The organism is Embleya scabrispora, assembly GCF_002024165.1.
In the GTDB taxonomy this organism is placed as follows: domain Bacteria; phylum Actinomycetota; class Actinomycetes; order Streptomycetales; family Streptomycetaceae; genus Embleya; species Embleya scabrispora_A.
The window spans coordinates 265,790-277,814 of the sequence record NZ_MWQN01000001.1 but is presented as its reverse complement, the minus strand read 5'-3'; the positions used below and the strand labels follow the sequence as shown (position 1 = coordinate 277,814).

At 73.2% G+C, this 12,025-nt stretch carries 10 protein-coding genes; 6 read left to right on the top strand and 4 right to left on the bottom strand.

Annotation, left to right across the window (positions count from 1 at the left end; translation table 11 throughout):
- Positions 1 to 56: 56 nt before the first annotated feature.
- The 3 genes from B4N89_RS01255 to B4N89_RS01240 all read right to left on the bottom strand — a co-directional run bounded on the left by B4N89_RS01255 (position 57) and on the right by B4N89_RS01240 (position 2,473).
- Positions 57 to 305, bottom strand: coding sequence for a hypothetical protein (locus B4N89_RS01255; RefSeq protein WP_078974019.1), 249 nt, complete (start codon positions 303 to 305; stop codon positions 57 to 59).
- Positions 302 to 622 (bottom strand): DUF6247 family protein, encoded by a 321-nt coding sequence (locus B4N89_RS01250; protein WP_078974018.1) that lies wholly within the window; start codon positions 620 to 622, stop codon positions 302 to 304. The genes B4N89_RS01255 and B4N89_RS01250 overlap by 4 nt, the downstream gene beginning before the upstream one ends.
- A gap of 384 nt (positions 623 to 1,006) precedes the next feature.
- Entirely contained in the window at positions 1,007 to 2,473 is a 1,467-nt protein-coding gene (locus B4N89_RS01240; RefSeq protein ID WP_078974016.1) for a hypothetical protein, read from the bottom strand.
- A 164-nt stretch (positions 2,474 to 2,637) separates the two neighbouring features.
- Here B4N89_RS01240 and B4N89_RS01235 point away from each other — a divergent pair, with 164 nt between their 5' ends.
- Entirely contained in the window at positions 2,638 to 5,052 is a 2,415-nt protein-coding gene (locus B4N89_RS01235; protein WP_078974015.1) for an excinuclease ABC subunit UvrA, read from the top strand.
- Between the two features lie 43 nt (positions 5,053 to 5,095).
- On the opposite strand, the gene B4N89_RS01230 is transcribed toward B4N89_RS01235, so the two are convergent.
- Positions 5,096 to 5,536, bottom strand: coding sequence for a MarR family winged helix-turn-helix transcriptional regulator (locus B4N89_RS01230; protein WP_235618420.1), 441 nt, complete (start codon positions 5,534 to 5,536; stop codon positions 5,096 to 5,098).
- Positions 5,537 to 5,586: 50 nt separating this feature from the next.
- Here B4N89_RS01230 and B4N89_RS01225 point away from each other — a divergent pair, with 50 nt between their 5' ends.
- The 5 genes from B4N89_RS01225 (at position 5,587) to B4N89_RS01205 (ending at position 11,640) form a co-directional block, all read left to right on the top strand.
- Entirely contained in the window at positions 5,587 to 6,726 is a 1,140-nt protein-coding gene (locus tag B4N89_RS01225; protein ID WP_078974014.1) for a substrate-binding domain-containing protein, read from the top strand.
- Positions 6,727 to 6,780: 54 nt separating this feature from the next.
- Complete coding sequence (locus tag B4N89_RS01220; protein WP_201260771.1) at positions 6,781 to 8,235, top strand: APC family permease; 1,455 nt, start codon at positions 6,781 to 6,783, stop codon at positions 8,233 to 8,235.
- Positions 8,232 to 9,251 carry an acetamidase/formamidase family protein gene (locus B4N89_RS01215; RefSeq protein ID WP_078974013.1) on the top strand — a complete coding sequence of 340 codons (1,020 nt, stop codon included), beginning with the start codon at positions 8,232 to 8,234 and terminating at the stop codon, positions 9,249 to 9,251. Before B4N89_RS01220 ends, B4N89_RS01215 begins: the two co-directional genes overlap by 4 nt.
- A gap of 267 nt (positions 9,252 to 9,518) precedes the next feature.
- A complete protein-coding gene (locus tag B4N89_RS01210) occupies positions 9,519 to 10,553 on the top strand; it encodes an MsnO8 family LLM class oxidoreductase (protein WP_078974011.1) in 1,035 nt (344 codons plus the stop codon).
- A gap of 103 nt (positions 10,554 to 10,656) precedes the next feature.
- A complete protein-coding gene (locus B4N89_RS01205) occupies positions 10,657 to 11,640 on the top strand; it encodes a hypothetical protein (protein WP_143657797.1) in 984 nt (327 codons plus the stop codon).
- The last annotated feature ends 385 nt before the right edge of the window (positions 11,641 to 12,025 follow it).

The following is a 12,025-nucleotide window of genomic DNA, read 5'->3' as shown; positions in this document are numbered from 1 at the left end:
CCGCGTCGCGGCGGCCGCGCGCCGCGTTGTCGGGCGGGGCGTCGGGATGTCCGGGCTCAGCCGGTCCAGACCACGTTCATCACGGTGACCCGGACGCGGTTGTCCTCGATCACGAAGGTGATGAAACCGAAGGCTCCGAACGCGGCTTCGCGCATCGTCTTGAGACCGCTGTGCATCCGGCCGCCGACGCTCCACGGATCACGCTCCAGCGCACTCTCCAGATTGTTGAGCGCGGCGACCGCGGGCCGCGGCAGGCCCGCCTTCTGCCGGGCGGCGGGCGCGTCGTACACCACGAGGTAGCTCATGTGCGCCTCGTCTCGGCGGCGGGCACCGTTTCCAGTTCCTCGCCCGCGTGCAGCCGGGCCGCCCGTTCGAGGATCCGTTCGTAGTCGCCGGTGCGGCGCAGGATCAGGTGCCGCTGCCACCCGGCGAGCAGGTCGGCGAGCATGGCCAACTGTCCGGTGTCGTGGGCGTGGGCGAGGGCCGCGGCGAAGTCCCGCTCGAACTCGGCGCGTACGTCCTCGGGCAACTCGGCTCGGATCTCGGCCGGCGACGGCCACCGGCCGCCCCCGACCCGGATCACCAGGTCGGGTGTGCGTGGTTCGGGGATCGTCGAGTCCATGCCCCCAGCGTGCCGGCTTCGCCGGGTCGGCCGACAGTCGGCGCGCGAGGGTCGGCCATAGGCCCCGGCGAGGCGCCGCCCGTGCGCCGGTTCAGGACGCCGGGCCCGGCCGGGGGGCCGGTTCCGGCTCGTCGGGGGGCGCAGGTGTGCCCGGGTCGGGCGGCAGGGGTTCCGGGCCGGGTTCGGGCAGCGGGTGGGGCAGGGGCATCGGCGGCACCGGCGGCAGTGGATCGGGCCACGGGTCGGTCACGGCGACCTCCAAGCAGGCAACACGTCGCGGTCGCGGCGTCGCCACCCGGATACCCGCCACGACCGATCCCATCTCCCGACACGGCGAACACCCGGACGACGCGGCCCGATCCACCAGGATCCACCGGACCGGGCCTACGCCGGCTCGAACGCCGCCCCGGCCACCCGCACCGCCCGGCCGACCCACGCGTCCGTGCGCATCGACGCCAGGACGTCCGCGTCGGTCGAGGAGGCCACCGAGCGCACCCCGCCGCCGGCCCCGCCCTCGCTCTCGCCCTCGACCACCGCGATCGCCACCGCCGGTTCGCCCCCGTCGAAGGCCACCGTGCAGCCCACCACCCGCGCCGGGCCGGCGTAGTCCGGGTCCACCGGCCGGGCGGGCAACTCGGCGCTCACGTCCACCGCGCGAAAGCCGCCGGCGGCGGGGCGCGCCGACCACAGTGCCCCGGCCTGCTTGGTCACCATGCCCGACACGCTGGTGACCAGTCCGTCCCCGCCCTCGCGCACCCGCCGGGCCACCTCGACGGTGGCGTGCAGCGCGTACGTGTTGAGCGGACCGCCCGCGAAGGCCATGCCCCCGGTCGTGGTCAGCTCCCGATCGGCGCGCCCGGTCAGGCCCAGTTCGCGCCGCTGGATCCGGACCGCCGCCGGGAAACAGCTGTACAGGTCCACATGCGCCGCGTCGGCCGCGCCGGGGCCGAGCGCCACACCGACCGCCGCGAAGCCCGGCGAGCGGGCCGGGTCCGGCCGGGCCACCAGCGGCACCATCGTGTTCGACTCGGCCGCCACCGTCGGGAACACCCACCGCTCGCGCGCGACGCCGAAGCGCCGCGCCGTCTCGACCGAGCACAGCACCAGCGCGGCGGCCTGGTCGACGTTCATCTGCGAGCAGTGCCACTTGGTATAGGGGCTCGCCAACCACGCGTTGCGCCCGACCGGGGCCAGCAACTCGTCCTCGGACACCGCACGGCCGCGGATCGACCGCCCGCCCTCGGCGGCGACGGCGGCGAACTGCGCGTACAGCGCCGCGATCTCCCGGGCGTCCCGCGCCGGCGACACCCCGCGTGCGGCGCCGATCGCCGACTCCAGGACCGCGTACTGCCGGGCCGGCACCGCCAGATGGCGATCGATCTCGACCCGGGCCAGGATGTCCGCGCCCGGCGCCCACACCGTGTCCGGCACCCCGTCCGCGACCGGATCCGCCACCTCGACCCCGGCGATCCGGGCGCGCAGCCGCCGATGCGCCGCCTCGCCGCCCACCACCAGGACCGCGTCCACCCGGCCGGCCGCGATGTCGACGCTCGCGCGGGTGAGCAAGGACTGTTGCAGCACACCCAGTTCGGCCAACGTGCTGTGCGCGTCCACGAGCTTGAAGCGCTCGGCCACCCACCGCCCCGGATCGCCGTGCCGCCAGGTCCCGCGCGGCACCAGGACCCGCCGCACGGCCCCGAGCAGCCCGCCGAGCCCCTCGGCCGCGTCCTCGACGGCCCGCGCCATCAACTCCAACTCGCCCACCCCGGCCCCGGCCTCGGCCAGGCGCTGATCCGCCACCCCGACCCCGACCAGCACCGGCGTGCGCGGATCGATCCCGTCCAACCCCATCGACGCCCCCTCACACGCGCCGCCACCCGGCGCGCGCCGACGCTAGCGGCGAACCCGAACGATTCCCAGCGGCACGGCCCGACCGGTTCGGCTGTCCGCCGGCGCGGGCATACGACAACCTTCCGGTGGGTGTGGCCAGAAGCGGTGCGGCGAGGAGCGGGTGGATGAGCGAGCACGATCCGTATGTCCGGGTGCGGGGGGCGCGGGAGCACAATCTGCGGGACGTGGACGTGGACATCCCGCGCGACACGTTCGTCGTGTTCACCGGGGTGTCCGGGTCGGGCAAGTCCTCGCTCGCGTTCGGCACGCTGTACGCGGAGGCGCAACGCCGCTACTTCGAGTCGATCGCGCCCTACGCGCGCCGGTTGATCCAGCAGGTCGGCGCTCCGCACGTGGACGGGATCGAGGGATTGCCGCCGGCCATCGCCCTGCGGCAGCAGCGGTCCGCACCCACGTCGCGGTCGACGGTGGGCACGCTGACCACGTTGTCGAACTCGCTGCGGATGTTGTTCTCCCGCGCCGGGGAGTATCCGCCGGGCGCGCCGAGGTTGGACTCGGACGCGTTCTCCCCGAACACCGCCGCCGGGGCCTGTCCGAACTGTTCCGGGCTCGGGAGGGTGCACGACGTCGACGAGGCGTCGCTGGTCCCGGATCCGGACCTGTCGATCCGGGACGGGGCGATCGCCGCCTGGCCGGGCGCGTGGTACGGGAAGAATCTGCGGGACATCCTGGCCACGCTCGGCTACGACGTGGACCGGCCGTGGCGCGAACTGCCGAAGGCCGAGCGCGACTGGATCCTGTTCACCGAGGACCAGCCGGTGGTCACCGTGCACCCGGTGCGCGACGCGAGCCGGATCCAACGCGACTACCAGGGCACGTACAGCAGCGCCCGGCGGATCGTGCTGAAGACCTTCGCGACCTCCAAGAGTGCGACGCAGCGCAAGCGGGTGGAGCGTTTCCTGCGCAGCGGGCCGTGTCCGATCTGCCACGGTCGGCGGTTGCGGCCGGCCTCGCTGGCGGTCACATTCGCCGGGTACGACATCGCCGCGCTCGTCGCGTTGCCGTTGACCGAGGCGGCCCGGGTGCTGGCGGAGGCGAAGCCGGACGGGGAGGCGGCCGCGACGATCTGCGCGGACCTGGGGGCGCGGATCGCGGTGCTGGTCGAGTTGGGGCTCGGCTATCTGGCCATGGCGCGCGAGACGCCGACGTTGTCCTCGGGCGAGTTGCAGCGGTTGCGCCTGGCCACCCAGTTGAGGTCCGGGTTGTTCGGGGTGGTGTACGTGCTCGACGAGCCGTCGGCCGGGTTGCACGCGGCGGACACCGAGGCGCTGCTCGTGGTGCTCGACCGGCTGCGGGCGGCCGGGAACTCGCTGTTCGTGGTGGAACACCGGATGGCCGTCGCCCGGCGGGCCGGGTGGCTGGTGGACGTGGGGCCGGGCGCGGGCGAGGGCGGCGGCCGGATCCTGTACAGCGGCCCGCCGGCGGGGCTGCGCGAGGTGGCCGACTCGGCGACCCGCCGCTTCCTGTTCCCGGCCGGCCCGCCGCCGGTGCGCGAACCGCGGCCGGCCGGCGCGTGGCTGACGTTGACCGGGGTCACCCTGCACAATCTGCGCGACCTGGATGTGGCGTTCCCGCTGGGCGTGTTCACCGTGGTGACCGGTGTGTCGGGGTCGGGCAAGTCCAGCCTGGTCGGCGGGGTGCTGGCCGAGGTGACGGCGGCGCACCTGGGCACCGGGGCGGAGCCGGACGAGGACGGCGGCCCGGTGTCGGGCGAGGTGCGCGCGGTCGAGGGACTGGCGGCGATCGACCGCCTGGTGCGGGTGGACCAGAAGCCGATCGGGCGCACGCCGCGCTCGAACCTGGCCACCTACACCGGGCTGTTCGACACCGTGCGCCGGTTGTTCGCGGAGACCGACGCGGCCCGGGCGCGCGGGTGGACCGCGAGTCGGTTCTCGTTCAACGTGGCCGAGGGGCGCTGCGAGACCTGTGCGGGGGAGGGCTTCGTCGCGGTCGAGCTGTTGTTCCTGCCGGGCACGTACGCGCCGTGTCCGACCTGCCACGGCGCCCGGTACGACCCGGCCACCCTCGAGGTCGCCTATCGCGGGCTGAACGTGGCGGACGTGCTCGGGCTGACCGTGGACGACGCGGCCGACTTCCTGGCCGACGTGCCCGCCGCCGCGCGCAGTCTGACCACGCTGCGCGAGGTGGGCCTGGGCTATCTGCGCCTGGGCCAACCCGCGACCGAACTCTCCGGCGGCGAGGCGCAGCGGATCAAACTGGCGAGCGAGTTGCAGCGGGCCCGGCGCGGCCACACCCTCTATGTCCTGGACGAGCCGACGGCGGGTCTGCATCCGGCGGATGTGGAGTTGCTGATGCGCCAGTTGCACGGTCTGGTCGACGCCGGCAACACGGTGGTGGTGGTCGAGCACGACCTGGACGTGATCGCCGGCGCCGACTGGCTGATCGACCTGGGTCCGGGCGGCGGCGTGCACGGCGGGCGGATCGTGGCGAGCGGCGTGCCGGGGGACGTGGCGGCGCGGGGGGCGGGGGTGACGGCGCGGTTTCTCGGCGGGGGGTGAGGGGCCCGACGGCCGGCCGGACGCCGGCTCGCTCCCGGTGCGGTCAGGCGGTGTCGGGGCCGGCCAGAAACGCCAGCAGGGCCGCCGGGTCCTCGCTCGCGCACGCCGCGCGCACGGCCGCCTCGTGTGCCTCGGCCAGCGCGTTCAGCCGAGCGAGCCGGTCCGTACCGCGCCGGGACACGTGGACCGTGATCCGGCGGCGGTCGGCCCCGGACTGGCGGCGGTAGATGTGGCCGCCGTCCACCAGCGCGTCCACGATCCGGGTCAGCGTGGCCTGCGGGATCACCAGCGCGCGGGCCAGTTCGCCCATCGACCGCCCGGTGCCGTCGCCCAGGGTGCGCAACACCAGCCACTGGTCGAGGGTGCAGTCCTCCTCGGTCAGGGCGACGGTCAGCGTGCGGGTGAGTCGGCGCTGCGCGACGGTCAGCGCCTCGACCAGAAGCGGCGGTGCGACGGCGCGTTCGGCAAGTTCGCCGGCGGACATGCTGATCACCCCTTCACCGGACCGTTCCCAGGAGCATACTTACTCGCCTGATGAGCGTCGAGACAGTCCTGATCGAGCCGCTCGACGCGCTGTATTCCGATCGGAATCCCCAGGTGCTTCGAGTGGGCCTCGTGGTGCCCCAGTCCGGTGCGCTCGGCATCATCGGCCCCTCCGCCGTGGATGCCGCGCTGCTCGCGGCGCACGAGATCAACTCCGCCTGCGGGGTGCGCGACCGCCGGCTCGAACTGGTGCTCGTGGACGCCGGCGCCGCACCCGCCGCGGTCGCCGCGCAGGTCCGACAGCTCGCCGACGCCGGGGCGGTGGAGGCGCTGGTCGGCTTCCACACCAGCGACGTGCACCGCGCGATCGAGCCGGTGGTGACCGGGCGGGTGCCGTACATCTTCACCCCGCCGCACGAGGGCGGCCTCCGGCTGCCGGGCGTGGTGTGCACCGGGGTCGACCCGATGCGGCAGCTGCGCGACTCGATCGGCTGGCTGACCCGACAACACCGGCTGCGCCGTTGGGCGTTGATCGGCAACGACTACATCTGGCCGCAGGCCACGCACCGTGCGGCGGCCCGGCTGATCGCCGAGGCGCGCAGCAGTGTGGTGTACGAGCGGCGGGTCGCCTTCGGCGCGGTGCGCGAGGGGCTGGACGAGTTGTTCGCGGGGCTGCGGACGACCGGTGCCGACGCGCTGCTGCTCAGTCTGATCGGGCGGGACCTGGTGGACTTCAACCGGGCGCTGCGGCACGCCGGTCTGGACCGGATCCTGGTGCGGCTGTCCGGATCCCTGGAGGAGAACGGCCTGCTGGCCTACGGCGGCGACGACACCGGCGGGATGTACGCGGTGATGCAGTCGTTCGCGTCGCAGACCGACGATCGCCGGCTGGGGCTGGCCGAGCGGCACCGGGCGCTGTTCGGACCGGAGGCGCCGGTTCTGGACGCCTACGCGGAGGGGCTGTACGACGGGCTGCACCTGGTCGCGGCACTCGCGTCGTGGAACGCGCTGGGCCCCAACGGGTTGGCGGCGGCGGTACACCGCCTGCTCGACGGGGACCCGGAGGGCACCCGTGCGGCCTGGGCTCGGTCGCCGTTGGGCCCGCCGCGCCGGCAGGTGTTCCTCGCGCGGGCGGAGGGGCTGGAATTCGCCGTGCTTCCGCACCGCGAAAGTACTTCCATTTGGAAATAACTGGATCTAGGGTCTCTCCGAGACCCCTCGGGGTCGTCCCGAGGAGAGATTCCCATGAGCGAAGTCCCCGCGCCCGAATCCGCCGCGAGACCCGGGTCCACCGGCAGACCCGACCCGACCGGTGGAGCCGAGTCGATCGAGAAGTACGGCTACAAGCAAGAGCTCCGCCGCTCGCTGAGCTTTCGCGACCTGCTCGTCTACGGCCTGGTCTTCATGGTCCCGATCGCGCCGTTCGGCATCTTCGGCGGCGTGTTCCAGGGCTCCGGCGGCATGGTCGCGCTCACGTACATCATCGGCATGGTCGCGATGATGTTCACCGCGCTGTCCTACGCGCAGATGTCCCAGGCCTTCCCGATGGCCGGATCCGTGTACTCCTACGCCGGTCGCGGCATCGCCGCCCCCGTGGGCTTCCTGGCCGGCTGGATGATCCTGCTCGACTACATCCTCGTCCCCGGCCTGCTCTACCTGATCGCCGCCGTGGCGATGAACTCGCTGGTCGGCTCGATCCCGGTGTGGATGTGGGTGGTCGGCTTCGTGCTGCTGAACACGGCGGTGAACTACCTGGGCGTGGAGATGACCGCCAAGGTCAACAAGATCATGCTGATCGGCGAGTTGATCGTCCTGCTGCTGTTCGTGGTCGTCGGCGTGGTCGCGCTGATGGACGGCAAGGGCCGGGGTTTCGACTTCACCCCGCTGTACAACGGCGACACCTTCTCCTGGAGCCTGGCCTTCGGCGCCGTCTCGATCGCGGCGCTGAGCTTCCTCGGCTTCGACGGCATCTCCATGCTGTCCGAGGAGAACAAGGACTCGGCCAAGGCCATCGGCCGCTCGATGGTCGCCGCGCTGCTGCTCGCCGGCACCCTGTTCATCGTGCAGACCTGGGTGGCCTCGCTCCTGGTGGAGGACCCCAAGGCGCTGATCGCCAACGGCGACCCGGACGGCACCGCGTTCTACGACGCGGCCCGGGTCGCGGCCGGCGGCTGGCTGGCCAAGCTCACCGCCGTGGCCACCGCGGTCGCCTGGGGCTTCGCCAACTCGCTGGTCGCCCAGGCGGCCACCTCGCGCCTGCTCTACGCGATGGCCCGCGACCGGCAACTGCCGTCCATCCTGGCCAAGGTGCACCCCAAGCATCGGGTGCCGGTCAACGCCACGCTGCTCACCGCCGCCGTCTCGCTCGCGCTCGGCCTGTACACCAGCACCCGCGACGACGGCATCACCAAGCTGAGCAGCCTGGTCAACATCGGCGCGCTGACCACCTTCCTCGTCCTGCACGTCTCGGTCGTCGTGCACTACCTCGTCCGGCACAAGAGCCGCGACTACTGGCGACACCTGATCGCGCCCTCGATCGGCTTCGCGATCCTGGCGTACGTCGTCTACAAGGCCGACGACGACGCGCAGCGCCTGGGCATGATCTGGTTCGCGATCGGTCTTGCCCTGCTCTCCGGTCTGGTCCTGGCGGGCCGCCGGCCCAAGATCTCCGCCATCGATCCGATCGAGGAACCCGTATGACCCTGCTCGAAGTCGTCTCGCTACGGCCGACCTACCACCAGTACGCCTACACCTTCGGCGGTCGTCGGCCCCTGGTGACGGTGCGCCCGGGCACCATCGTCGAGCTGTCCACCGAGGACTGCTTCGGCGGCAACGTCAGGGGCTTCGACGATCTGCCCAGCGCGGTCTGCGAGTTCCCCTATCTCAATCCCGTCACCGGACCGATCGCGGTCGAGGGCGCCGAGGTCGGGGACACCCTCGCGGTGCACTTCGTGGACATCTCGCCCGCCCGGGACTGGGGTGTCTCCAGCACCTTCCCGCACTTCGGCGCGCTGACCGCGACACACACCACGGCGATGCTGCACGCGCCGCTGGAGGAGCGGGTCTGGGTCTACGACCTGGACGTCGAGGCGGGCGTCTGCCGCTTCCGGGCCCGCAAGAGCGACTTCTCGGTCGAGTTGCCGCTCGACCCGATGCACGGCACCGTCGGGGTGGCACCGGCCGGCGGCGAGACGCTGATGTCGATCACCCCGGGGGCGCACGGCGGCAACATGGACACCCCCGAGATGCGCGCCGGCACCACCGCGTACTTCGGCGTCAACGTCGCGGGCGGCATGCTCTCGATCGGCGACGGCCACGCCCGGCAGGGCGAGGGGGAGGTATGCGGGACGGCGGTGGAGGCCGCGATGCGCACGGTGATCGTGGTCGACCTGATCAAGGGCGGCGCACCGGTGTCGCCGCGCCTGGAGAACGACCGCTACCTGATGACCACGGGCTCGGCCCGCCCGCTGGAGGACGCCTACCGGATCAGCCAGCGCGACCTGGTCGACTGGACGGCGGGCCTGCTGGACCTGGACCTGCTCGACGCCTACCAGCTGGTCAGCCAGGCCGGCCTGGCCCCGGCCGCCAACGTGTGCGACACGAACTACACGATGGTGGCCAAGCTCCCGAAGGCGACGCTGGGTCGGCAGCGGGCCTACGAGGGGCGGCACGACCACCTGCGCGCGGTCGCGGGGGCGTACCTGCGGGAGCGCTGAGGGGCCGGGGCGCGGCTCCCGCACCCGCGGGGGAGCGCGCCTCGACATCGACTCCGGGACCGGAGAGGCCACGGTCCCGGCACCCGGCGGCGTGCCGCCCCCGCGCCGGGTGGGAGGGGGACATCCCCGGGCGAATCGCGTCCGCCGACGCGCGTCCCCCCGGGGCCCGGGGATGTCCCAGGGGGCGGGGGCAGCCGGCTTCCCGCCGGGAACGTGGACGCCCCCGTCGATCGGGAATTCCTCGGGCGCCGACGTGTTGCCACTCGTGTGAACGTGTTCTCGCCGCAGGTCCGGTTCTCCGTCCTCGATCGATCGTTGACGCTTCGCGGCGAGCACCCCGCCTCGGCGCTGCGGCACGCGGTGGCGTTCGCCCGGGAGGTGGAGCGGCTGGGGTATTCCCGCTTCTGGGTCGCGGAGCATCACAGCGTTCCGGGGGTGGCCGGCTCGGCGCCGACCGTGCTGGCCGCCGCGGTGGCGGCGGCGACCGAGCGGATCCGGGTCGGCACCGGCGGGGTGATGTTGCCCAACCACCAACCGCTCGTGGTGGCCGAGCAGTTCGGGGTGCTGGAGGCGCTGTACCCGGGGCGGATCGACATGGGCGTGGGGCGTTCCGTGGGGTTCACCGACGGGATCCGCGCGGCGCTGGGGCGGGACAAGGACGCGGCGGAGGACTTCCCGGAGCGGCTGGCCGAACTGCTCGGCTACTTCCTGGGCACCCAGGACGCGCACCCGGGCGTCCACGCGCGCCCCGCCGAAGGGCTGCGTCCGGCGCCGTTCGTGCTGGCCACCGGGGCGGGCGCGGCTTACGCGGCCGCGGCGGGCGTACCGCTGGTGGTGGCCGCGGCGATCGGCGAGGAGCGCATGCTGCGCGCGATCGAGCGCTACCGGACCGCGTTCCGGCCGTCCACCTGGGCGGCGCGACCCTACGTGGTGCTCGCCGGCACGGTCGCCGTCGCGGACACCGCCGAGGCGGCCGACGACCTGCTGCTGCCCGAGGCGTGGGCGGCCGCCTATTCGCGCACTCGCGGCACCTTCCCGCCGCTGATCCCGGCCGAGGAGATCCGCGCCGCCGCGCTCACCGCACGCGAGCGCGACCACCTGGACGCCGCGCGGCGCGACCGGATCGCCGGTACCGCGCAGACCGTCGCGGCGGACCTGGCGGCGCTGTTCGCCCGCACCGACGCGGACGAGTTCCTGGTCACCACGAGCAGCCACGACCGGATCGGCCGCGCGGACTCGGCCCGGCGCCTGGCCGAACTCGTGGGCATCGCGCCCCGGATCGGCGCGGGCGCGACGCGCTGAATCGGGGGATTCGCCTCGCCCGCCCCGGACCCCCGGCGGCAGCCGGCGGGCGTTGCTACCGTGGTGCGGCTCGAGTGGTCGTTCCGCGGGGAGGTTTCGAGCGATGGCCCATGTCGGCCGGCAGCCGGACGTACGTCCACACCCGAACACACCCGGGACCGGGCCCGGTCACGCGCCGGTGGAGACCGCCGCGCAGATCGAGCGGCGCTGGATCGCCTACGTCGCCTCCGTGGTGGTCCCGGGCGTGCTCGCGCACCGGATGTTGCGGCCTGCGCACCGGATCGGCAAGCCCGACGGGCTGATGGGCAACCTCAACCGGGTGCGCGCGTGGCTCGGACTGATGATCGTGCTGGCGGTGTTCCTGCGCGGCCTGTACCAGGAGCGCACGCACGGCTCCGGCCAGTCGGCCACCACGACCCGGATCCAGGGCGCTCAGGTGGTGGCCGAGGTGGCGTCGGCGATGGTGCGTCGGATGGTCCTGCTGCCGGTGTACGGGATGATCGGCATCGTGTTGATCGGCTGCCTCCTGGTGCTCTTCGCCCGGCCGCACCTGCGCTCGCTGACCATGCGTCAGTTGATCCACCCGGTCCGCTCGGTCGGGTTGTTCCTGGTGGTCCCGGTGATCGGCGTCGCGGTGGCCTGGGGCTGCCGCAGGGGCGCGGGCCTGGGGAGCAACACCAACACGCTGCGCACCGACGGCACCATGGTGCAACTGGTCCTGTCGTGGGTGTCCATGGTCGTCGGCATCTGGGTGTTCGGCTTCGCCGTGGTGGCCATCTGGCAGGTGGCCCAGCACCTGTTCTCGGCGGCCGACGGCCACCCCATGTTGCCCGCGCTGATGGCGATGTGGCTGGCCTGGGCCTTCACCCTGACCGATCTGCTGATCAAGACGGACAACCCGCTGTTCGCCGGCTCCGACATCGTGCCGGACAACATCAAACTTCCGGTGGGCGTGGGCGGATCGCTGATCATCACCGCGTTGAGCGTGTGGGAGATCCGCCGGTTGGGGCGCTGGAACGGCATCACGTGGCGCAGCGGGCCGTGGGGGTCGCGGTCGCCGCAGAGTCGGGGGGCGGCGGGGGCGTGAGGTGAGGGGGTGGGGGTCGGGTCGGGGGGTGGGTCGGGGGGTGGGCGGGTCGGTGTGGTGGTGTCGTGTCGGCGGCGGGGGCTTTTTGTTGGGCGCTTCGCGCCGGCTCGCGAGGCACCGCTTTTTCTCTCCCCCGCTTCGCTCCTCCGAGAAAAAGCGGCCCCTCGCTCGGGGTCGGCTGTCCCTCCGCTTCGCTCCGGGCCATCCGACCCACACAACCGCGGCTCCGCCGCTCTCCGCGCTTCGCGCGTCGATCGCGTGGGCGGCCCGGGTCGGGGGCGCTGACGCGCCGCGAGGTGGTGATGTCGGTTGGCTGCGGGGCCCGGTGGGTCGTGTCCGATGCTTTCGAACGTCAGTGCGTGTGTGGGTGAGGCGTCGGGTGGGG

Excerpts from the sequence above, each read along its gene's own strand:
- B4N89_RS01215 (WP_078974013.1), top strand. The coding sequence starts at position 8,232 with ATGACCCTGCTCGAAGTCGTCTCGCTACGGCCGACCTACCACCAGTAC.
- B4N89_RS01240 (WP_078974016.1), bottom strand. The coding sequence starts at position 2,473 with ATGGGGTTGGACGGGATCGATCCGCGCACGCCGGTGCTGGTCGGGGTC.
- B4N89_RS01205 (WP_143657797.1), top strand. The coding sequence starts at position 10,657 with ATGGCCCATGTCGGCCGGCAGCCGGACGTACGTCCACACCCGAACACA.
- B4N89_RS01225 (WP_078974014.1), top strand. The coding sequence starts at position 5,587 with ATGAGCGTCGAGACAGTCCTGATCGAGCCGCTCGACGCGCTGTATTCC.
- B4N89_RS01250 (WP_078974018.1), bottom strand. The coding sequence starts at position 622 with ATGGACTCGACGATCCCCGAACCACGCACACCCGACCTGGTGATCCGG.
- B4N89_RS01235 (WP_078974015.1), top strand. The coding sequence starts at position 2,638 with ATGAGCGAGCACGATCCGTATGTCCGGGTGCGGGGGGCGCGGGAGCAC.
- B4N89_RS01255 (WP_078974019.1), bottom strand. The coding sequence starts at position 305 with ATGAGCTACCTCGTGGTGTACGACGCGCCCGCCGCCCGGCAGAAGGCG.
- B4N89_RS01220 (WP_201260771.1), top strand. The coding sequence starts at position 6,781 with ATGAGCGAAGTCCCCGCGCCCGAATCCGCCGCGAGACCCGGGTCCACC.
- B4N89_RS01230 (WP_235618420.1), bottom strand. The coding sequence starts at position 5,536 with ATGTCCGCCGGCGAACTTGCCGAACGCGCCGTCGCACCGCCGCTTCTG.